At 69.0% G+C, this 20,551-nt stretch carries 25 protein-coding genes; 17 read left to right on the top strand and 8 right to left on the bottom strand.

What is annotated here, in order from left to right; translation table 11 throughout:
* Positions 1-3: 3 nt before the first annotated feature.
* Positions 4-453 carry an Lrp/AsnC family transcriptional regulator gene (locus SK571_RS25550; protein ID WP_319986606.1) on the bottom strand — a complete coding sequence of 150 codons (450 nt, stop codon included), beginning with the start codon at positions 451-453 and terminating at the stop codon, positions 4-6.
* 80 nt (positions 454-533) lie between these two features.
* On the opposite strand from SK571_RS25550, the gene SK571_RS25545 reads away from it, so the two are divergent.
* The 6 genes from SK571_RS25545 (at position 534) to SK571_RS25520 (ending at position 7,007) form a co-directional block, all read left to right on the top strand.
* On the top strand, positions 534-965 hold the full coding sequence (locus tag SK571_RS25545) for a rhodanese-like domain-containing protein (RefSeq protein WP_319986605.1): 432 nt from the start codon (positions 534-536) through the stop codon (positions 963-965).
* Between the two features lie 25 nt (positions 966-990).
* Positions 991-1,746 carry a type 1 glutamine amidotransferase gene (locus tag SK571_RS25540; RefSeq protein WP_319986604.1) on the top strand — a complete coding sequence of 252 codons (756 nt, stop codon included), beginning with the start codon at positions 991-993 and terminating at the stop codon, positions 1,744-1,746.
* A gap of 86 nt (positions 1,747-1,832) precedes the next feature.
* Positions 1,833-2,966, top strand: coding sequence for an inorganic phosphate transporter (locus SK571_RS25535; protein WP_319986603.1), 1,134 nt, complete (start codon positions 1,833-1,835; stop codon positions 2,964-2,966).
* Positions 2,963-3,148, top strand: a complete 186-nt coding sequence (locus SK571_RS25530; RefSeq protein ID WP_258953450.1) for a hypothetical protein — start codon at positions 2,963-2,965, stop codon at positions 3,146-3,148. Before SK571_RS25535 ends, SK571_RS25530 begins: the two co-directional genes overlap by 4 nt.
* 29 nt (positions 3,149-3,177) lie before the next feature.
* A complete protein-coding gene (locus tag SK571_RS25525; protein WP_319986602.1) occupies positions 3,178-6,078 on the top strand; it encodes a bifunctional [glutamine synthetase] adenylyltransferase/[glutamine synthetase]-adenylyl-L-tyrosine phosphorylase in 2,901 nt (966 codons plus the stop codon).
* Positions 6,075-7,007: an NADP-dependent oxidoreductase gene (locus SK571_RS25520; protein ID WP_319986601.1), complete on the top strand. Its 933-nt coding sequence runs from the start codon at positions 6,075-6,077 to the stop codon at positions 7,005-7,007. The genes SK571_RS25525 and SK571_RS25520 overlap by 4 nt, the downstream gene beginning before the upstream one ends.
* A gap of 65 nt (positions 7,008-7,072) precedes the next feature.
* On the opposite strand, the gene SK571_RS25515 is transcribed toward SK571_RS25520, so the two are convergent.
* On the bottom strand, positions 7,073-7,306 hold the full coding sequence (locus SK571_RS25515; protein WP_319986600.1) for a hypothetical protein: 234 nt from the start codon (positions 7,304-7,306) through the stop codon (positions 7,073-7,075).
* 135 nt (positions 7,307-7,441) lie between these two features.
* Between SK571_RS25515 and SK571_RS25510 the strand changes: the two genes are divergently transcribed.
* The 4 genes from SK571_RS25510 (at position 7,442) to SK571_RS25495 (ending at position 9,032) form a co-directional block, all read left to right on the top strand.
* Positions 7,442-7,981, top strand: a complete 540-nt coding sequence (locus tag SK571_RS25510; RefSeq protein ID WP_319986599.1) for a hypothetical protein — start codon at positions 7,442-7,444, stop codon at positions 7,979-7,981.
* A 32-nt stretch (positions 7,982-8,013) separates the two neighbouring features.
* Positions 8,014-8,175 (top strand): hypothetical protein, encoded by a 162-nt coding sequence (locus tag SK571_RS25505; protein WP_319986598.1) that lies wholly within the window; start codon positions 8,014-8,016, stop codon positions 8,173-8,175.
* A 19-nt stretch (positions 8,176-8,194) separates the two neighbouring features.
* Positions 8,195-8,692 (top strand): NADAR family protein, encoded by a 498-nt coding sequence (locus SK571_RS25500; protein ID WP_319986597.1) that lies wholly within the window; start codon positions 8,195-8,197, stop codon positions 8,690-8,692.
* A 91-nt stretch (positions 8,693-8,783) separates the two neighbouring features.
* The gene (locus SK571_RS25495; RefSeq protein WP_030481539.1) at positions 8,784-9,032 is read left to right on the top strand and encodes a hypothetical protein; all 249 of its coding nucleotides are present in this window, start codon (positions 8,784-8,786) and stop codon (positions 9,030-9,032) included.
* Between the two features lie 58 nt (positions 9,033-9,090).
* Here the strand turns inward: SK571_RS25495 and glnA are convergent, their stop codons facing one another.
* Positions 9,091-10,515 carry a type I glutamate--ammonia ligase gene (gene glnA / locus SK571_RS25490; protein ID WP_266039406.1) on the bottom strand — a complete coding sequence of 475 codons (1,425 nt, stop codon included), beginning with the start codon at positions 10,513-10,515 and terminating at the stop codon, positions 9,091-9,093.
* Between the two features lie 169 nt (positions 10,516-10,684).
* Between glnA and SK571_RS25485 the strand changes: the two genes are divergently transcribed.
* Positions 10,685-11,158 (top strand): RDD family protein, encoded by a 474-nt coding sequence (locus SK571_RS25485; RefSeq protein WP_319986596.1) that lies wholly within the window; start codon positions 10,685-10,687, stop codon positions 11,156-11,158.
* Between the two features lie 74 nt (positions 11,159-11,232).
* Here the strand turns inward: SK571_RS25485 and SK571_RS25480 are convergent, their stop codons facing one another.
* Positions 11,233-11,964, bottom strand: a complete 732-nt coding sequence (locus tag SK571_RS25480) for a DUF4191 domain-containing protein (RefSeq protein ID WP_319986595.1) — start codon at positions 11,962-11,964, stop codon at positions 11,233-11,235.
* A gap of 61 nt (positions 11,965-12,025) precedes the next feature.
* Between SK571_RS25480 and SK571_RS25475 the strand changes: the two genes are divergently transcribed.
* The 5 genes from SK571_RS25475 (at position 12,026) to SK571_RS25455 (ending at position 16,282) form a co-directional block, all read left to right on the top strand.
* Entirely contained in the window at positions 12,026-14,095 is a 2,070-nt protein-coding gene (locus SK571_RS25475; RefSeq protein ID WP_319986594.1) for an ATP-dependent DNA helicase UvrD2, read from the top strand.
* A gap of 146 nt (positions 14,096-14,241) precedes the next feature.
* Entirely contained in the window at positions 14,242-14,514 is a 273-nt protein-coding gene (locus tag SK571_RS25470) for a hypothetical protein (protein ID WP_319986593.1), read from the top strand.
* A 99-nt stretch (positions 14,515-14,613) separates the two neighbouring features.
* Positions 14,614-14,934 (top strand): WhiB family transcriptional regulator, encoded by a 321-nt coding sequence (locus SK571_RS25465; protein ID WP_030481533.1) that lies wholly within the window; start codon positions 14,614-14,616, stop codon positions 14,932-14,934.
* Between the two features lie 344 nt (positions 14,935-15,278).
* Positions 15,279-16,100: a class I SAM-dependent methyltransferase gene (locus SK571_RS25460; RefSeq protein ID WP_319986592.1), complete on the top strand. Its 822-nt coding sequence runs from the start codon at positions 15,279-15,281 to the stop codon at positions 16,098-16,100.
* Complete coding sequence (locus SK571_RS25455) at positions 16,097-16,282, top strand: hypothetical protein (protein WP_319986591.1); 186 nt, start codon at positions 16,097-16,099, stop codon at positions 16,280-16,282. Before SK571_RS25460 ends, SK571_RS25455 begins: the two co-directional genes overlap by 4 nt.
* Before the next feature lie 573 nt (positions 16,283-16,855).
* Here the strand turns inward: SK571_RS25455 and SK571_RS25450 are convergent.
* The 4 genes from SK571_RS25450 to SK571_RS25435 form a co-directional block, all read right to left on the bottom strand.
* Complete coding sequence (locus SK571_RS25450; protein ID WP_319986590.1) at positions 16,856-17,398, bottom strand: hypothetical protein; 543 nt, start codon at positions 17,396-17,398, stop codon at positions 16,856-16,858.
* An 85-nt stretch (positions 17,399-17,483) separates the two neighbouring features.
* Positions 17,484-18,794 (bottom strand): ABC1 kinase family protein, encoded by a 1,311-nt coding sequence (locus SK571_RS25445; protein WP_319986589.1) that lies wholly within the window; start codon positions 18,792-18,794, stop codon positions 17,484-17,486.
* The gene (locus SK571_RS25440; protein WP_319986588.1) at positions 18,791-19,591 is read right to left on the bottom strand and encodes a TOMM precursor leader peptide-binding protein; all 801 of its coding nucleotides are present in this window, start codon (positions 19,589-19,591) and stop codon (positions 18,791-18,793) included. Before SK571_RS25440 ends, SK571_RS25445 begins: the two co-directional genes overlap by 4 nt.
* 45 nt (positions 19,592-19,636) lie before the next feature.
* Entirely contained in the window at positions 19,637-19,792 is a 156-nt protein-coding gene (locus tag SK571_RS25435) for a DUF5679 domain-containing protein (protein WP_169746029.1), read from the bottom strand.
* A gap of 195 nt (positions 19,793-19,987) precedes the next feature.
* On the opposite strand from SK571_RS25435, the gene SK571_RS25430 reads away from it, so the two are divergent.
* Complete coding sequence (locus SK571_RS25430) at positions 19,988-20,515, top strand: M48 metallopeptidase family protein (protein ID WP_319986587.1); 528 nt, start codon at positions 19,988-19,990, stop codon at positions 20,513-20,515.
* The last annotated feature ends 36 nt before the right edge of the window (positions 20,516-20,551 follow it).

The raw sequence follows: 20,551 nt of genomic DNA, 5'->3' as shown, positions 1-20,551 counted from the left end.
GGCCTAGCCCAGCAGGTCGGGTGACAACGGGCGGTTGCGGACGTGGGAGGAGAACACGAGCGAGGTCGTCGTGTCGCCGTAACGCTGCATCACCTCGACGAGCTCCTCCAGTTCGGCCATCGACCGGCAGACGACCCGAAGCAGCCAGCAGTCGTCGCCGGTCACGTGGTCGGCGTCGAGGATCTGCGGCAGCACCAGGACCTGCGAGCGGAACCGCGGCGTGTCGAGCGACCGCACCCGCACGCGCACGATCGACTCGATCGGCAGGCCCAGCCGCGAAGGCGACACGACCGCGGTGAAGCCCGTGATCACGCCCAGCGACTCGAGGCGCCGCACCCGTTCGGTCACCGCCGGCGCGGACAGCGAGACGACACGGCCCAGCGCGCTGAACGACATCCGGCCGTCCTGCTGCAGCAGCGACAGGATCTTCCAGTCCACGGCGTCGAGTTCCACCTGGAAATCATAAGGAGAACGCCCCGAACGCCTGGAGTTCCGCATGTCCGAACGGGAGCGGTCCCAGCAGGATCGAAGGCATGACGAACGCACTGCGCTTCCCCGCCGCCGACCCGCACATCGCTGCCGCCCACTTCGCCGCCGAGCTCGCGTTCGAGACCGACCCCGACGACGTGCACCGCGACATGCAGGACGGCAACACCCAGGGCTACGTCCTCGTGGAGACGCGCGCCCCGGAGGCGTTCGCCCAGGCGCGCATCCCCGGCGCGATCAACCTGCCGTACCGCGACCTGCCGGAGCGGCTCGACCTCGATCCGGACCTGGTCTACATCTGCTACTGCGAGAGCTTCCAGTGCAACGCGGCGACCAAGGGCGCCCTCGCGCTCGCGCAACGGGGATACCGCGTCAAGCGGCTCTCGGGCGGCATCACGGCCTGGCGGGAGGCGGGTTATCCGGTCGAGTCGGACCAGCTCGTCGGAGCCGGCGTATCCAAGGTCGCGTGTCACTGCTGACCTGAGCCGACATAGGCTCGACTGCGTGAACGCACCACGCCTGCTCGTCCTGCAGCCCTCGCAGTCAGACCCGCTGGCCAAGCTCGGGGACTGGCTCGAGGCCGAAGGCATCGACCTCGACCTCGTGGCACTCAAGGACGAGCCCGCGCCGGAGAACCTCGACGGCTACCAGGGCGTCGTCTGCCTCGGTGGTGAGATGGGCGCGCTCGACGACCTCGACCACCCGTGGCTCGCGGACGCCCGCCGGTTGCTGTCGAGCGCCGTGTCGAAGCGGCTGCCCACCCTCGCGATCTGCCTCGGTGCGCAGCTGCTCGCGGCCGCCACCGGTGGCCAGGTCCGCAAAGGACCGCAGGGGCCTGAGGTCGGTGTGCTGCTGGTCGCGAAGCGCGACGCCGCGGCCGCCGACCCGCTGTTCGCGGACCTGCCGTTCACGCCGGACGTGCTGCAGTTCCACAACGACGAGGTGCACCTGCTGCCGCCCGGCGCGGAGCACCTCGCGGCGTCGCCGAAATATCCGAATCAGGCGTTTCGGGTCGGGGAGAGCGCTTACGGCCTTCAGTTCCACATCGAGACGACGCCGGAAATCGTCTTGAGCTGGGCCGCGAAGGATCCTGAATCGGCTTCATGTGCGCGAGCTCACCACTTCGACCAGGAGTTCCTCGAACAGGCGCACCGCGACTTCGAGGAGGTGTGGCAGCCGTTCGTCGGCAGATTCGCGAAACTCGTTCGGGGAGAACTGTTGCCGGCGCTGGGCTCAGGGACACAACTTCCGCTGGTGTGACGTTACTTTCGTAGGTTTTAAGACATCCTCCGTTGGCGGTACCGTAATCTCCTGGACAGCTTGCTCGATCCAGCCGGAGGATCACTGTGGATCCCGCTCTTGTGGTGATCATTGTCGTCATCACTGCTCTCATCTTCGACTTCACCAACGGGTTCCACGACACGGCCAACGCCATGGCCACCTCCATCGCCACGGGTGCGTTGAAGCCCCGCACGGCGGTCGCGCTGTCGGCGGTTCTCAACCTCGTAGGTGCCTTCCTCTCCGTCGAGGTCGCCAAGACCATCTCCGGTGGCATCGTCGACGACGCGCAGATCACGCCCGCCATCATCTTCGGCGGGCTGGTCGGCGCGATCATGTGGAACCTCGTCACCTGGTACGTCGGCCTGCCGTCGAGCTCGTCGCACGCCTTGTTCGGCGGCCTGATCGGTGCGGCGTGGGTCGCGTCCGGTGTGGACGCCATCCACTTCGTCAAGGTCGTCGACAAGGTCCTGGTGCCCGCGATCGTCGCGCCGCTGGTCGCCGGTCTGGTCGCGGCCATCGCCACGATCGTCGTGTACCGGCTCAAGAAGGCAGCGGACCCGCGCGTCGCGCACACCGGCTTCAAGGTCGGCCAGGTCGCGTCCGCCTCGCTCGTCTCCCTCGCGCACGGCACGAACGACGCGCAGAAGACCATGGGCATCATCACGCTCGCGCTGATCACGTCCGGCTCGCTCGCCCCCGGCTCCGGCCCGCCCACCTGGGTGATCGTCAGCGCCGGTCTCGCGATCGCGGCGGGCACGTACCTCGGCGGCTGGCGCATCACGCACACCATGGGCCGCGGCCTGACGACCATCGAGCCCGCGCAGGGCTTCGCGGCGCAGACCTCGACGGCCACGGCGATCCTCGCGTCGTCGCACCTCGGCTTCGCGCTGTCCACCACGCACGTCGCGTCCGGCGGCATCATGGGCTCCGGCCTCGGCCGCGACCGGCACGGCGTCAACTGGGGCACCATGGGCAAGATGGCCGCGGGCTGGCTGTTCACGCTGCCCGCCGCCGGCATCGTCGGAGCCCTCGCGGGCAAGTGGGCGTCGACCGGCGCCGTCGGCATCATCGGCGTCGCCGCCATCGGAATCGCGGTGTCGATCGGCATCTGGATCCTGGCGCGGCGTGAGCCGATCAAGCCGGAGCACATCGTCGACGAGGTCGCGGCTCAGGCCGAGTTGCACAAGGTGGCGGCATGAAGGTCGACTGGACGGCGCTGCTCCAGGTCTTCGGCGCCACACTGCTGGCCACGGTTCTGGTCGTGACCCTGTTCGTGGTCGGCATCCGCGCACTGTCGGGTGACAAGAAGGTGCCCGCGTACGCGAGCTTCGCCGGTTGCGTGGCGGTCGTGCTCTACGGACTCTCACTGATCGTCTTCTAGCGGTGTGAACACATTAGGGTTGGCTCACGATGAGCGAACCAGTGCGCCACGCGTCACCAGCAAGATTCGGGCTCACCGAACCGCGCAGCGAGGAAGTGCTGCGCGGCCTCGGCCTGTGGGCCGACCGCCGGCCCACCGAGGGCTCCGAAGCGGTGCTGTCCGCGCTGTCCCGTTGCCCCGATCCGGACCTCGCGCTGCGCGGATTGGAGCGCCTCCAAGCCGTCACCGACTGGGACGCCCTGTCGGCCGCGCTGCACAAGGACGTCGTGGTGCGCGGGCGTTTGCTCTCGGTGCTCGGATCGTCCACCGCGCTGTCGGACTTCCTCGTCGCGAACCCCGGCCGGTGGCGTTCGCTGACCGATGAGGTCGACGTGTCGCTGGAGCTTGCGGACGGCGACGTGCTGCGCACGGAGTACCGGGCGAAGCTGCTGCTCGTTGCCGCGAACGACCTTGCGCACGTCGTTGAGCCCGAGCTGCTGTACGTCCCGTACGACACCGTGGCGGCTCAACTGTCCGATCTGGCCGTGTCGGCACTGAGGGCGTCGCTGAAGCTTGCTGCTGAGCGTGTGAACGGCGCGGACCGCTGCCGGCTCGCGGTGATCGCGATGGGCAAGTGCGGCGCGAACGAGCTGAACTACGTGAGCGACGTCGACGTCGTGTTCGTCGCCGAGGGTGATCTGGGCGTGGCGACGCGGCTGGCCAGCACGATGATGCAGATCGCCGGTCAGTCGTGCTTCGAGGTCGACGCGGCGCTGCGGCCGGAGGGCAAGGCGGGTGCGCTGGTCCGCACGCTGGACGGGCACGCGTCGTACTACAAGAAGTGGGCGCGGACCTGGGAGTTCCAGGCGCTGCTGAAGGCACGGCCGGTCGCCGGTGACGCCGAGCTGGGGCAGGCGTACCTCGACGTCGTGCGGCCCTACGTGTGGACGGCGGCCGAGCGCGCGAACTTCGTCGAGGACGTGCAGGCCATGCGGCGCCGGGTCGAGGACCACGTGCCGACCGGGCTCGCCGAACGTGAGCTGAAGCTCGGCCGCGGCGGTCTGCGCGACGTCGAGTTCGCGGTCCAGCTGTTGCAGCTCGTCCACGGGCGTTCCGACGAGGACCTGCGCATCCAGGCGACGACGGCCGCGCTGGCCGCTCTGGGCCAGGGCGGGTACGTCGGTCGCGAGGACGCGGCGGAGTTCGGGCGCTCGTACCGATTCCTGCGCACGCTGGAGCACCGGCTTCAGCTGCAGCGTTTACTGCGCACGCACCTGTTCCCTGCAGACGACGACGTGACGACGTTGCGGTGGCTGGCGCGTTCGGCGGGCCTCTCGGCGGACGGGCAGAAGTCCGAGGGACAGGTGCTGCTCGCGGAGTTCCGCAAGCACGCCAACCAGGTCCGGCGGCTGCACGAGAAGCTGTTCTACCGGCCGCTGCTGCAGTCCGTGGCGGGCGTGCCGACCGAGGCGTTGCGGCTCACCACGAAGGAGGCCGTGGCGCGGCTTGCGGCCTTGGGTTACATGTCCGCGGACGGCGCGTTGCGGCACATCCAGGCGTTGACGCACGGGATGTCGCGGCGGGCCCGCATCCAGGGCGCCCTGTTGCCGGTGCTGCTCGACCTCTTCGCCGGCACGCCCGATCCGGACGGCGGGCTGCTCGCCTACCGGAAGGTGTCCGAGGCGCTCGCGGAAACCCCCTGGTACCTGAGGCTTCTGCGTGACGAGGGCGCTGTCGTCGAACGGCTCGCGGTGCTGCTGGGCACGTCGCGCTTCGTGCCGGACCTGCTGGTGCGCGCGCCGGAGGTGCTGCGGCTGCTCGCGGACACCGAGGCGTTGATCGGTGGTGATCCGCACTCGATCGGGAAACCCTTGCGCAGCGCCGTTTCCCGGTACGGCGACGCGGCGCGGGCGATCGCGGCGGCACGATCGTTGCGGCGTCACGAGATGTTGCGGATCGCCGCCGCGGACCTGCTGGGCTTCATGCCGCTGGAGACCGTGTGCGTCTCGCTGTCCGAGGTGTGGGGTTCGGTGTTGCAGAGCGCTCTGGACGCGGCGGTGCGTGCGTCCGGCGAACCCGTGGCCGCGCTGTCCGTGATCGGAATGGGACGGCTCGGCGGGCACGAGCTCGGGTACGGCTCGGACGCGGACGTGATGTTCGTGTGCCGGCCGCACGAGGGAGTGTCCGACGCCGAGGCGGTGAAGTGGGCGAGCGGGGTCGTGGAGAAGATCCGGCGGCTGCTCGGCGCGCCGTCGCAGGACCCGCCGTTGCAGGTCGACGCGGACCTGCGGCCGGAGGGCAGGCAGGGGCCGCTGGTGCGGACGCTGGACTCCTACCGCGCGTACTACCGGCAGTGGGCCGAGCTCTGGGAGAAGCAGGCGCTGCTGCGGGCCCGGTTCATCGCTGGCGACGCCGCGCTGGGGGCCGACTTCGAGGAGCTGATCGAGCCGCTGCGGTACCCGGCCGCCGGTCTGGACGCGGTGTCCGTGCGGGAGATCCGCCGGATCAAGGCGCGGGTCGACGCGGAACGGCTGCCGCGCGGCGCCGATCCGGGCACCCACACCAAGCTCGGGCGCGGTGGGCTCGCGGACGTCGAGTGGACCGTGCAGTTGTTGCAGCTGCAGCACTCCGGTGCGGTGCCCGGCCTGCGCACACCGTCCACAATGGCCGCGATGGGGGCGGCCGTCGAGGCCGGCCTGCTCGCCGCCGAGGACGCTGCCGCGCTGACCACCGCGTGGAACCTCGCGACGCAGGCGCGCAACGCCGTGATGCTCGTGAAGGGCAAGGCCTCCGACCAGCTGCCGACGTCCGGGCGTGATCTCGTCGCGGTCGCGTCGGTGATGGGCTACGAACCGGGCGGCGATCCGGGCGAGTTCCTGGAGGAGTACCGCAGGACCACTCGTCGTGCGCGTGCGGTGGCGGAGCGTGTCTTCTACGGTGAGAAACCGTGAAAGCGATCGCGTATACCCGGTTCGGTGACGCCGAGGTCATGTCGTTGCAGGAACTGCCCGACCCGCTGATCGGGCCCGATCACGTCCTCGTGGACGTGCGCGCGGCCGGGGTGAACCCGGTGGACTGCAAGATCAGAGCCGGGTACCTGCAGGGGCTGCTGCCGCACCACCTGCCGCTGATCCCCGGCTGGGACGTGGCGGGCGTCGTGCGGGCGGTCGGCGTCGGCGTGTACGACTGGAAGCCGGGCGACGAGGTGCTCGCGTACGCGCGCAAGGACCACGTCCAGTTCGGCACCTGCGCCGAGTCGGTCTCGGTGCCGGACCGGATGATCGCGCGCAAACCGTCCACCGTGGACTTCGTGACCGCGGGCGCGTTGCCGCTGGCAGGGCTGACAGCGCTGCAGTCGTTGAAGGCGACCGGCATCGGTTCCGGTGACGTCGTCCTGGTGCACGCGGCCGCCGGTGGCGTCGGGCACCTCCAGGTGCAGATCGCGCGGGAACTGGGAGCCTCGCGGGTGATCGGCACCGCGTCGCCGCGCAACCACGACTTCGTGCGCTCGCTCGGGGCCGAACCGGTCGCCTACGGTGACGCGCTGGTCGACGCGGTCGCGGAGATCGTCGGCGGCGACGGCCTGGTCGACGTGGTGGTCGACAACGCGGGAGGGCTCGCGTTCGACCAGTCGTTGCAGCTGGTGCGGGACCGGGCGCGGATGACGTCCATTGTGGATGGAGCGAGGGCGCGGGAGAACGGTGTGGTCAACACCTGGGCGCGGCCGGACGCCGGGCAGACGCAGTGGCTGGTGGACCTGGTCGCGGCCGGGAAGCTGCGCGTCGAGGTGCAGCAGACTTTTCCGTTGGCGGAGGCCGTGAAGGCGCACAAGCTGCTCGAAGGTGGCCATGTGCGAGGAAAAGTTGTACTGACCGTCTGAAATCTTCAGGTATTTCTTCAGGTTCGGGGGCACACCTCGCGGTGTGCCCCCACTTCTGGAACTGCTCAGTCCTCGTCGGAATCGGGGTCCACCGCGGGAGCGCTGGTGTAGACCTCGACCACCCACTCCTCCTCCAACGCTTCCGCGTCGTCGGTGTCGGGCACGAGCCGGTTGTAGACGCGGACACCGAGGTCGAGCACGTCAGCGGCCTGAACCGCTTCGAGAGCATCGGGTGCCGAGTCGAAGATGTGGGTGGTGAGCAGCTGCGGAGCCGTGAATTCGGCGACATCTTGAGACACGCGCGGACCCTAGCGCATTGACGTTTCACCCAATCGAGATGAGACTGGGCGCGCTCAGTGGGGGAGCTGTGGTTCGTCGGGGGTCTAGCAGAGGAAGTCATGCAGCATCGCAGGGTCACGCGCCGAGGAAAGACCGTGATCGCCATCGCGGGCGTGGCTGCCGGTGTGCTCGCACTACTCGGTGTGATCGAGTATGCACTGAGTGGCAACAACTCCGCCGCGCAGCCGAACGTCACCGCCACGACGACTACGTCGAACGGTGTCGAAACCCCTGATGGCGCACTGGAAACGACCGAGCCGTCAGCGGACGTGAAGGTCACGACGGGCTCCTTCAAGCAGCAGCGCGGCATGCTGACAGTGGAAGTCGCTCGCGTGGAAGCCGCGAACGGCCGCGTGAAACTCTTCGTGACGGCCACGAACGCCTCCCAGGCCAGGATGACCCTCCCCGTCGTCGGCATCGCCGTCGTGGACGATCTGAACCGCACCTACGCGGCATCGAGCAGCAAGTGGGACGGCCTCGTCACCCAGGGCACCACCACTTCCGGCACCGTCGTGCTCGACGAGAAGCTCGGCACGGGTGTGAACTCGCTCACTCTGACGTTCTCGTCGATCTCCGGCCAGTTCGCCCCGACGGGCGCCGCGATCACGATCGCGGGAATCCCGCTGCCGAAGTGATTTCCCGTCGGGAGACCGGGTACGCCTGATGCATGACTCAACGCGGAAGTGATCAGCACGGCTTCGTGAAGGACGACCACCTGAAGAAGGAGGTCGAGAACGAGCTGCGCGCCAACGGACCGACGCGGTCCGAGCCGTGGCGAGAGCCGGAGATGCTGGAGCCGGACGAAAATCCCGAGGACTCACGCGGCTAGGCCGCTAGCCTGGCGCCTCGTGAAGTACTTGTTCTTCTGGGGGCACCAGCCCGAACGTGACGGCGGCATCGGCAAGGGCTGCCTGTCGCAGTGGTGGCCGTGCTCCTTTTCCGTTGACGGGCAGGACTTCCCGTCGGCCGAGCACTACATGATGTGGCGCAAGGCGTTGCTCTTCGGCGACACCTCCGTGGCCGAGCGCGTGCTGGCCGCCCGCACGCCGGGCGAGGCCAAGGCGCTGGGCCGTGAGGTTTCGGGCTTTTCCGACGCCGAGTGGGTTTCCGCGCGCCTGGAGATCGTGGTCGAGGGCAACCTGGCGAAGTTCGGCCAGGACCCCGCACTGCGTTCTTACTTGCTGGGCACGGGTTCCCGAGTTCTCGTCGAGGCCAGCCCGCAGGACCGGGTGTGGGGCATCGGCCTCGTCGCGTCCGACCCGCGTGCCGCCGATCCCGCGCAGTGGCTGGGCCTCAACCTGCTCGGCGAGGCCCTGATGGAGGTCCGCTCCCGGCTCGCCGCGTGAGCCAGCGGGTCCTCTTCTGATCATCACGTGAACCCCGCGGTCGCCCTGTACGTGTGTTCCAGCGTCAGGGAGATCCGGCAGGGGAGAACTGATGTTCAGCTACTCAGGACCGGCTCGGCTCATCTACGCGGACGGCAACGCGGTCGTGATGGACCGGGTCGATCTGATCGAGACCGTGAACGACGGCGTCTGGCAGCTGTCCGGCGCCGGCACGGCCGCAGGAGCCCTCACCGGCGGTGAGGCCCGGATCAAGCTGCCGACCGGCGGTGAGGCCGACGTCCTCGTCTCCAACGTCCGGGTCAGCGGGTCGTCGTCCACCGTGACGCTGCTCGGCACCTAGAACGGCCGAAGGCCCGGCGGGGACGTCCCGCCGGGCCTTCGACACAAAGCTCAACCGATCACACGTCGTAGTAGAGCGCGAACTCGTAGGGGTTCGGGCGCAGACGCAGCGGGTCGATCTCCTGCTCACGCTTGTACGAGATCCAGGTGTCGATCACGTCCGGCGTGAACACGCCACCCTCGAGCAGGAACTCGTGGTCCGCCTCGAGGTTGTCGAGCACGGCGTCCAGCGTCGCGGGGACCTGCTTGACGTCGCGGGCCTCCTCGGGCGGGAGCTCGTAGAGGTCCTTGTCGATCGGGGCCGGCGGCTCGATCTTGTTCTTCACACCGTCGAGGCCCGCCATGACCATCGCCGAGAAGGCGAGGTACGGGTTGCCCGAGGAGTCGGGGCAGCGGAACTCGATGCGCTTGGCCTTCGGGTTGTTGCCCGTGATCGGGATGCGGACGCACGCCGAGCGGTTGCGCTGGGAGTAGACCAGCGAGACCGGGGCCTCGTAGCCCGGGACCAGGCGGTGGTACGAGTTCACCGTCGGGTTGGTGAAGGCCAGCAGCGACGGCGCGTGGTGCAGGATGCCGCCGATGTAGTGGCGGGCGGTGTCGGAGAGACCCGCGTAGCCGCTCTCGTCGTGGAACAGCGGCGAGCCGTCCTTCCACAGCGACTGGTGCGTGTGCATGCCCGAGCCGTTGTCGCCGAACAGCGGCTTCGGCATGAAGGTGACGGTCTTGCCGGCCTGCCAGGCGGTGTTCTTGATGATGTACTTGAACAGCATCAGGTCGTCCGCGGCGTGCAGCAGCGTGTTGAACTTGTAGTTGATCTCGGCCTGGCCGCCGGTGCCGACCTCGTGGTGGGCGCGCTCGACGGTGAAGCCCTGGGCCTCCATGTTGAGGACCATCTGGTCGCGCAGGTCGGCGTAGTGGTCGTTCGGGGTGACGGGGAAGTAGCCACCCTTGTACTTGACCTTGTAGCCGAGGTTGCCGCCCTCTTCCTCACGGCCGGTGTTCCACCAGCCGGAGACCGCGTCGACCTTGTGGAACGAGCCGTTCGCGGTGGTGTCGAACTGCACCGAGTCGAAGATGTAGAACTCGGCCTCGGCACCGAAGTACGCGGTGTCGGCGATGCCCGAGTCGGTGATGTACTGCTCGGCCTTGCGCGCGATGTTGCGCGGGTCGCGGCTGTACGCCTCACGCGTGAACGGGTCGTGCACGAAGAAGTTGACGATCAGCGTCTTCTCGATCCGGAACGGGTCGAGGCGCGCGGTGTACAGGTCGGGCAGCAGCAGCATGTCCGACTCGTGGATGGACTGGAAACCACGCACGGAGGAGCCGTCGAAGGCGAGTCCCTCTTCGATCGCGTCGGCGTCGAACGCCTTGGCGGGCAGCGTGAAGTGCTGCATCACGCCGGGCAGGTCGCTGAACCGCACGTCGACGAACTTGACGCCCTCGTCGGTGATGAACTTCAGCACCTCGTCGGAATTCTTGAACACCCTCGTCGACTCCTTGACTATGGACAACGGCTGGTCATCGCGAGTGACCGTATGTCGGCGGTGTTGCCCGTCCGTCACTCCGATGTTTCGCCAGTGTTAACGGGACCGTCCAAGTGGGCAAGGCGACCTGCCAGTGCTCACCCGTTGAGCACGGCTTTACTCTGGTGGGGTGAGCAGGTGGACCGGTTCGTGGCTGTCAGGACCCAATTCGGTGCTGTCGCCGGGTGAAGACTCGAACGACGGCACGCAGCAGCGCTGGCGTGGTGAGCGTCACGGCTTCCCCAAGGAGGGGCCGGGCTCCATCGCGTCGATCGGGCGGCGCACGTTCGCCATCCTGGTCGACTTCCTCCTCGCCGCGGGCGTCGCGGCGGTCTTCACCCAGCCTGACCTGCCGAAGAACTGGAGCCTGCTGGCCTGGTTCGTGATCACGGTGGTCGCGGTCGCGTTCTTCGGGTTCACCCCGGGACACGCGCTGCTAGGGCTGCGGGTGGCGCGGATCGACGGCAAGACGTTCGTGCACCTGCCGCGCGCCCTGCTGCGCACCGTGCTCATCTTCCCGCTGATCCCGGCGCTGGTCTGGGACTCGGACGGCCGCTGCCTGCACGACAAGGCGGCCGGCACCGTCGTCATCAAGGTCCGCTAGTCGTTGAGAACGTGAAGAGGCCCGCCGCACATCTCGTGCGGCGGGCCTCTTCGTGCTGGTGGGAGCAGGTTCGGTCAGCCCCGGCGGCGCATGGCGCGCTGGACGTTGCGCATCTTGGCGCCCGCCGGCATCGGGCCCTTGGGCAGTGCGGCGCCACGGCTGGCCAGCGCGGCGAGGCGGGTCTCCAGCGTGTCGACCTGGGCGGCCGTGATGTTGCGCGGCAGCTTCATCAGCTTCGACTGGAGCTTCTTCAGCGGGACCTGGCCCTCTTCGGTGCCGATGATGAAGTCGTAGATCGGGGTCTCGCCGACGACGCGGGCGATGCGCTTCTTCTCCTGCGCGAGGAGCGGCTTGACGCGCTGCGGCGCGCCCTCGGCGACCAGGACGACGCCCGGCCGGCCCAGCACGCGGTGCACGGCGTCGAGCTGCGTGGTGCCCGCGACGGCGGGCGTGACGCGCCAGCGGCCGCGCAGGTTCTCGAGCGCCCAGGCGCCCGCACCCGGCTGGCCGTCCGCCTTGCGGAAGACGTTGCTCTGGACGCGGCGGCCGAAGATGATGACGGCCAGCAGCGCGCCGATCGCGACGCCCAGCGGCACGAACATCCACACGGCGTCGAAGACGATGCCCAGGACCACGGCGATCGCGGTGACGCCGAGCAGGGCGCCCAGCATCATCGGAATGAGCGCCTTGTCCTCGCGGCGCTGCATCTTGAACGCCTCGAAGATCTGCTTGCGCCGCTCGCGTGAAGCCGCGCGGCGAACCTTCGCCGCTTCCTTCGCCGCCGCCTTGTCCTGCTTACCAGCCATACCCACAGGATACGGCGCGCTGGTCTCGGTGTTGCATCGGCCATCTGCGAGACTGCCGGGCATGGACGCGTTGCTGGAGGGTCTTGATCCGGAACAGCGCGCCGCGGTCGAGGCCCCGCGTGGCCCCGTGTGCGTGCTCGCGGGTGCCGGTACCGGAAAAACCCGCACCATCACGCACCGCATCGCCTATCTGTGCCAACGCGGCCACGTCGCTCCGTCGCAGGTCCTCGCCGTCACGTTCACCAAGCGCGCCGCGGGGGAGATGCGCACACGTTTGCGCTCTCTGGACGTGCACGGCGCACAGGCCGTGACGTTCCACGCCGCCGCCTCGCGCCAGCTGCGTTACTTCTGGCCGCGCGTCATCGGCGGCCCGCGCTGGGAGCTCGTCGACCAGAAGATCCGCGTCGTCGCCCGCGCCGCGACCCGGCTCGGGATGCCGACCGAGTCGGACGCGCTGCGCGACCTGACCAGCGAGATCGAGTGGGCGAAGGCGTCCCTGCTGACGCCGGAGGACTACCCGGCCGCCGCCGCTCGCGCCGCGCGGGACATCCCGGCGCCCGCCGAACAGATCATGAAGCTCTACACGACCTACGAGCAGCTCAAGACCGAGGCGCAGCTGCTCGACTTCGACGACCTGCTGCTCTACACGGCGGGAGCGCTGGAGGACAACGCGGAGGTCGCGCAGGAGTTCCGCGACCGCTACCGCTGCTTCGTCGTGGACGAGTACCAGGACGTGACGCCGCTGCAGCAGCGCGTGCTCGACTCGTGGCTGGGCGCTCGCGACGACCTGACCGTGGTCGGCGACGCGAACCAGACCATCTACTCGTTCGCGGGCGCCTCGCCGCAGCCGCTGCTCAACTTCGGGCGCCGGTTCCCCGAGGCGGTCGTCGTGCGGCTGGAGCGCGACTACCGGTCGACGCCGCAGGTCGTCGAGCTGGCCAACGACGTGATCAAGTGGGCGCGCGGGCGTCCGGCCGGCTCGCGGCTGCAACTGATCGGGCAGCGGCCGGACGGGCCGAAGCCGCGGTTCCACGAGTTCGACGACGAGCCGAGCGAGGCCGACGCCGTCGCGGGCCGCGTCAAGACGCTGCTCGACGAGGGCGTCGCGGCGTCCGAGATCGCGATCCTCTACCGCGTCAACGCGCAGTCCGAGGTGTACGAGCAGGCGCTCGCCGGGCTCGGCATCCCGTACCTGGTGCGCGGTGGCGAGCGCTTCTTCGAACGCGCAGAGGTGCGCCAGGCGATGATCACGCTGCGCTCGTCGGGCGCTCCTGATGGCAGCCTGCCCGAGGTCGTGCGCTCGGCGCTGCACCGCGTCGGGCTGACCGACGAGCCGCCGACCGGTGGCAGCGCGCGTGAACGCTGGGAGTCGTTGCTCGCGCTCGTCGAGCTCGCTGAGGAGTTCGCCGCCGCCACGCCCGACGCGGACCTGCCGAGGTTCTGCGTCGAGCTGGACATGCGTGCCGAGGCACAGCACCCGCCGACGGTCGAAGGCGTGACGCTGGCGTCGCTGCACGCGTCGAAGGGCCTCGAGTGGGACGCCGTGTTCCTCGTCGGACTGGTCGAGGGCACGATGCCGATCCAGTACGCGGACGGCGACGAGGCGAAGATCGAAGAAGAACGCCGCCTTCTCTATGTAGGTGTCACGCGCGCGCGTGAGCACATCTGGCTCTCGTGGGCGCTGGCGCGTGCCGCCGGTGGACGCAAGTACCGCCGCCGGTCGCGGTTCCTCTACAGCCTCGTTCCCGAGAACCACCCGGCCGCGCGCGTATCCGGTGGCGCGCAACGGCCTCCTCTCATGAAGAAGGAGAAGCCGACCTGCCGGGTGTGCGCGTCGACGCTGGTCGAGGCGCAGGCCGTCAAGCTCGGCCGATGCAGGGCCTGTCCGTCCGATGTGGACGAGGAGCTGCTCGAGTCGCTGCGCCGGTGGCGTGCGGGACGCGCGCGGGAGCTGAAGGTGCCCGCGTACGTCGTCTTCACCGACGCCACCCTGATGGCGATCGCGGAGCAGCGACCCACGGATTCGGCCGGACTCGTCGCGATCTCGGGCATCGGCGCCTCCAAGCTTGATAAGTTCGGCGACGACGTGTTGGGCCTGGTCCGAGCCGGTGTCGGGTACTCCGCCACCTGATCGGGACAAGTTTCGTTAAATAGGTTGCGAGCCCCAGGTACGGGGTCATAACCTGCTCATGCCGGGTCCGGAGGACCCGTCTGGGGAAGAAGAACTACTACTAGCTCTCGATGCAGAGCTCTCTCGTTCGGAGGAGGTGGCCCGTTGTGAAGATCTTCAGCATCTCCCGCGCGCTCGGCCTCCCGTTGACCGAGGGCTTCTGCACGTCCGCATCCGCTCAGGCCATGTGGCACACCTCTGCCCTCAAGCCGGTGGCGCTGCTGGGTCGTGAGCGGGGCACCGCTCTGCGCGGCACCGCTCTGGTTGGTGCCGAAGCGCGCAGCGAGCAGCCGATCGCGCTGCCGGCCATCGATGACGTCGACAACTACACGAATGCGCTGTCCGCGCATCAAGTGAGAAGGCTCCTGCCGACCCCCTAGAAGGGGTCGAAGGACCACCAGGCTCACGAAAGCCGCGGACTCGTACAGAGTCCGCGGCTTTCGTGTTTTTGCAGTACCCCACACAAGGAGAAAACCCTGATGTTGACCGCGACTGTCCCGCTCACGGGCGAGGCACTTCCGGACCTCGCGGAGGGGCTCGACATCCCCTGCCGCACCCACAACCCCGACCTCTGGTTCGCTGACGCGCCTGCTGACCTCGAGAAGGCGAAGTCCTTCTGCGGGACCTGCCCGGTCCTCGCGGAGTGCCTCGCCGGCGCGATCGCTCGTCACGAGCCGTGGGGCGTCTGGGGTGGAGAGATCTTCGAGCGCGGTGTCGTCATCGCGCGCAAGCGGCCCCGTGGCCGCCCGCGCAAGGACGCCACTGTTGTCACTGCCAGCAAGACGGAGGCGGCGGCGTGAACACCGTGCATCTCAACCACAACGCAAGCGCATTGCCCGCCTACCTGAACGAGGGTCTGACTCCCATGTCTCTGAATGAAGAACTCGTCCGAATACGAATACAAGAAGCCCAGAGGTTCGCTGAAGAGCAACGCCTGGCGAACCGCCTCGCGTCAGCGCAACGTTGGCGCAGGTTGTCGCGATGGGCGGGACGCAGAGCGGCTCGCTTCGACCTCTGACAGTCTCGAGCTGAGGCCGTCATCCACGAGAAGGTGGATGGCGGCCTCGGCCGTTCCTCCGTACCGTTCCCTTTTGTGCCGCACCACACTCACGACGGAATCGACTGGTCAGCTCGCCTCCACGCGATGAGGCGCTACGGCTCGCTGCAGGCGGAGGCGCTGTCCTCGGTCGCCCGCAGACTGATCGAGCCCTTGCCCGACTCGCCAGTCGTGATGGACGTCGGCTGCGGCGCCGGCTCCATGAGCGTGCCGCTCGCCGCGGCCCTGCGAGACCACGGCGGAGGCGTCCTGGTCCTGGTCGACGCCACCCCCGAACTCCTGGACGCGGCCTGCGCCGCGGCCCGCGCGGAAACCGACGGCGCCGTCTCGGTGAAGCCGGTACTGGCCGACCTCACCGCCGAAGACCCGCTGTCGTTCGCCGGCCCGGTCGAGCTCATCTGGGGCTCGCGGGTGATCCACCACCTCCCTGATCAGTTGCGCGGGATGAAACGCCTGGTAGACGCCCTGGCCCCCGGCGGCTGGCTGGCCCTCGCGGAAGGCGGCCTCGAAACCCGCTTCCTCCCGTGGGACCTCGGCGTCGGTTCACCCGGCCTGCAGGACCGCATCGCCGCGGCCCGCGCCTCGTGGTTCGTGTCGATGCGAGAGAAGATGACGGGCTCGGTCCGCCTCCCGGTCGGCTGGAACGTCGCCCTCGCCGACGCGGGCCTGGGCGAGATCAGCGCCTTCAGCTTCGTCGTCGACCACCCGGCCCCGGCCAAACAACTCGTCCGCGACTGGGCGGTCGACCGCCTGACCTGGCTGGCCGAGATCACCAGCGCCCACCTGCACCCGGCCGACCGCGACGCGCTCCGCCGCCTGCTCAACCCCTCCGACTCCGAGTACGTCGGCGCCCGCGAGGACGTGTTCCTGCTGGAAACCGACACCGTGCACGTGGGACGGCGCCGGTGACCGCTGGGGCGGAGCCGGCGTGCCACAGATGTGGGCGGCTGCGTTCCTCCGTTTCCGACCTGGAGTTCCTGGCCTGGTCGTCGGAGAAGACCGGTGGGTCTCTCCGGTGGTTGTGTCAGACGTGCTCGAAGACCCACGTGCGGGACATCGAGGGCAAGCTGCCGGACGAGTACTGGCGCTGACTCACCTGGCGCCGCGGATCGCGCGGCAAGGTCGGTCGCGTCTGGCTTGAGGTAGCGGTCGGGTCGAGGTGGGCTCGTGGGTGTGAGCCGCCGGGGTCAGGTGGTGCGCGACCTGGAGAGCGGGCCGCCGGTCGGGCGGTGGAAAGTCCGCGAGGTCCGACAGCGTGGGCCAAGCGGGAGCGCACGCCCTGCTGACCTGCGGTGCCATGGGTGCGGGCGGGTCGATCAGTGCCGAAGTAGTCGGCTCGTCGCTGGACAAGAAATGCGGTCCGTCGCTCACGGTCCGAGCGTGCCCGGTACGAACGGTCCGCGTTGGCCTGCGGTCAGGTCGGGTACAGGCGGCGCAAGGCCTGTCTGACCAGCGCCGTCTACCGGCGGTTGCTCACCTGTAGCTCCTTCCGTAGTTCCGCCGACGTGGCCTGAGCTGGAGCGCATGACTCTGACCTGCAGTGTCAGAGGCAGAATGGGCCGATCAGTCCCGAAGAGTCGGCTCGTCACTGGGCAAGGAATGCGGTTCGTCGCTCGTGGTGCGAGCAGCGCGCCTCGGCACGAGCGGTCCACGGAGGCCTGCGGTCAGGTCGGGTACAGGTGGCTCAAGGCCTGCCTGACCAGTGCCGTCCCTCGACGGCTGCTCACCCCTAACTCCTCCCGCAGTTCCGCCGGCGTGCACAACCGCGCACTCACCACGGCGTCGAGGATCTCTGCGATGGCGCGCGGGTTCAGTTCCCGCCGGGCCATGTCGAGAGCGGCCCGTGCGGCACTCGCGAGCCTCAGACCGTGGCGTTCCACCACGGCCGGTGGACGGGTGGTGCGTTCCAGCAGAATCCACGGATTCGCTCTTCGCACATTGCTTCCCGCGAGGACGTGAATGTGCCTGGGAAGAGGAAGTGTTGCTCCTTGGCGAACCAGCGCATCGGCTCCCGTGATCACCGAGGAAGGCCCGGCGAAGGAAAGAACCGCGCGCAGCCGGTCGAGACGAGTGGCCGGGGAAGGCGTGGTCAGAACCACGCCGGGCAGCAGCCGCTGCCATGAGCCGGCGGGTGTGCAGTGGCGCCGGACCTCCCGCGAGGAGATCCCGGATTTGCGCAGCTCAGCGGTGGTCGCGATGGGTGCCATGGATTCATCGTGGCGCAGCCGGCGGCGGTCGAAGTGGGGTGATCGCCAAGCTGTGGACAACTTCGCTTGGATTCACTCGGACGAGTTAGTCGGCGAATCCCGGTTGCCACCGAGCGACGATTTCGTGTGCGGTCACGTGGGCGTCGAGCTGGCAGAGAATGCCCGTCGCACCCATTGTCACGCGGTGGATCAGCAGATACTGGGGCGGCAGGTTCAAAGAGCGGCCAGTCTGCGAATCCGGGCTGCGCAGATCGCCCACGCGTTCGGCCTGCGACTGCAACCAGCGGCGGGTGAAGTGGAACGACTCGGTGCGCAGCGGCTCCACGAACGGTGCCAGGTAGCCGAGCACGTCCTCGCCGTGCAGTTCCATGCCCTCGCGGATGAAGTTCTCGGTGCGCAGCAGTTCGACCAGGTCGGCGGAGCGGCCGTCGAGGGCCAGCCTGGTCATCAGGCCCAGCGTCTTGGGCAGGCCGTCGGGCAGGCGGGCCACGGCGCCGAAGTCGATCACGCGCAGGCGGCCGTCGTCGCCCAGCATGAAGTTGCCGGGGTGCGGGTCGGCGTGCAGCAGGCCGGAGCGGGACGGGGCCGAGAAGTGGAACTCGGCGAGGAGCTGGCCCGCCAGGTCGCGGTCCTCGGGCGAGCCCTCGCGGATGATGTGCGACAGGCCCACGCCGGAGGTCCACTCGGTCACCATGACCTTGGGCGCCGAGGCGATGACGCGGGGGACCAGCACGTGCGGGTCGTTCTCGAAGGCCTTCGCGAACGTGCGCTGGTTCGCGGCCTCGTCGCGGTAGTCGAGCTCCTCCAGGTACCTGTCGCGCAGCTCCTCCAGCAGCGGGCGCACGTCGGTGCCGGGCATGATCGCCTGAAGCAGGCGGCTGAACCGCAGCAGCTGCTTCAGGTCGGCGCGCAGGGCCTCGTCGGCGCCGGGGTACTGGACCTTCACCGCCACGTCGCGGCCGTCGTGCCACACCGCGCGGTGCACCTGGCCGATGGACGCCGACGCCGCCGGAACGTCGTCGAACTCATGGAAGCGCTTCGTCCAGGACGCGCCCAGCTGCTCGGCGAGCACGCGGTGCGTGGTGCGGGCGGGCATCGGCGGGGCCGCGGTCTGCAGCTTCGTCAGCGCCTCGCGGTACGGGGCCGCCAGCTCGTCGGGGACCGCCGCCTCGAACACGCTCAGCGCCTGCCCGAACTTCATCGCGCCGCCCTTGAGCTGGCCGAGCACCGCGAACACCTGTTCCGCCGTCTTGGCCGTCACCTCGGCGTTGACCTCGTCGGCCGCGCGTCCGGTCAGTCGCTTCCCCCAGCCGCCGACAACCCGGCCGGCCACCCCGAGCGGGAGGCTCGCCAGCTTGGCGGTGCGCTGCACGGCCTTGCGCGGAATCTCGGTCACTCGGCCATGTTATGTGCGGAGCACTGACAGTCCGGGTGCGGATACCAGCTTCGCCTCTCAGCAACACCGGACAGGAGGTCGAGCTCGAGAGTGGCGTTCACCACGGGCGGAGGGACTTGGTCGTGGCCGCGGACGTAGCTCAGCGACCCCAGGACCTGCGCCACCGCCAGCGCCGCCGTTCCCGACGCGAACAGCACGTCGGTCGAGGCGGGTCGGCCGACGAGCTGGGCCGCGATGACGGGCCACGCGGGATCCTGGTCGGTGCGGTGCAGGTCCGCGCAGTTCAAGCACGAGGAACGACCGGGCAGGACCAACGGCCCCACGATGCCCACGCCCTCACGCACGCGCACGGCCAGATGCGGCGTCCGGAACGCCATCAGCGTGCCCACGAGGTTCGGATCGGGGACGAGCGTCGCCGCCAGCACGGTCAGATCGGCGTTGTGGGCGAGCTGAACGCTCGATTCCACCAGGAGCGAAGTGATGGAGAGCGCGAGGTGCCCGGACCCGTGCACGGCGGCCGTTCCACCCCTCGCGAGGGGGCCGTCGTCGAGCAGACCCGCCTCTTCGAGTGAAGAGAGAACTTCACCCAGCTGGGTGGGGTCCTCACCGCGGCTTTTCAGCCTTTCACCCAGTTCAGCGACAGTGTGCCGGCCGTCGAGGGCGATCAGTTCGTCGACCAGAGCCTCGGGCAGCGAGTCGATCACGACGGCGTGCTTCGGGTCGATGCCGACCTGGACGACGCCGGGGGCTCTGCGCACCACGGCCAGTCCTGCACGCACGCGAGGTCTTGTGTCCACGACGGCAAGACTGGCAGGGGGCGTGGCCCCCTGCCAGCGCAAACGTCAGACCTTGGCCTTGCCGAGGATCCGCGTCATCTTCGTACCGCAGACAGGGCAGGTGCCCTTCGCCATGCGCCGCCCATTGGTCTCCTCGACGTTGCCGTCGAAGTCGCGCTTCTCGCGACACTTGACGCAGTAGCCGTTGTAGGTGTCGGCCACAGCCCCTCCCTTGCAGTTGTGAGTGCGGACACACTCGGGGACCTTGGCGCGACGGTACCTCCGCAGGCGTGCGAAATCGCGCATGTCGATCCCGCGCGTGTCCAGCCGCCGTTCGGTGGAACTTCACCCGCCGGGTGCGCGCCTGCCGCCGGTTGGGGGCCGAAATTTGTCGGTGGCGGCGTTTACGGTGACTGCATGGCCGAACCGCGGGTGGAAGTGCGGCGGAGCCCCCGGCGCCGCCGCATGGTCAGCGCGTACCGGGAGGGCGACACCGTCGTCGTCCTTCTGCCGGCACGGATGACCAAGGGGGAAGAGAAGCACTGGGTGGCGGAGATGTTGAGCCGCCTTCAGCGCAGTGAGACGCGCAGGAAGTCCCCTGCGCGCACATCGGACGAGGCGCTCATGGCGCGGTGCGCCGAGCTTTCGGCGCGCTACCTGGACTTGCTGGCGGAGCCGGTGAGCGTGCGCTGGGTGCCGCCCATGCGCACGCGCTGGGCGTCGTGCACGCCGACGGAGGGCACGATCCGCGTGTCCGAGCGGCTGCGCGACGTGCCGCCGTGGGTGCTCGACTACGTGCTGGTGCACGAGCTCGCGCACCTGCTGGTCCCAGGGCACGGCAAGGACTTCTGGGAGTGGGTGCACCGCTACCCGAAGACCGAGCGGGCCATGGGCTATCTGGAGGGACTCTCGGCCGCCGCAGGCCTGGGGATCACCGAGGACTGAAGCCGTGACGACGTGAAGCGCCCGGCGAGGGTGTGC

Origin of the sequence: Lentzea kristufekii (assembly GCF_033949925.1) — a bacterium.
Taxonomy (GTDB): Bacteria; Actinomycetota; Actinomycetes; order Mycobacteriales; family Pseudonocardiaceae; genus Lentzea; species Lentzea kristufekii.
The sequence above is the reverse complement of the archived record's forward strand: the minus strand, read 5'-3'. Positions and strand labels throughout refer to the sequence as shown.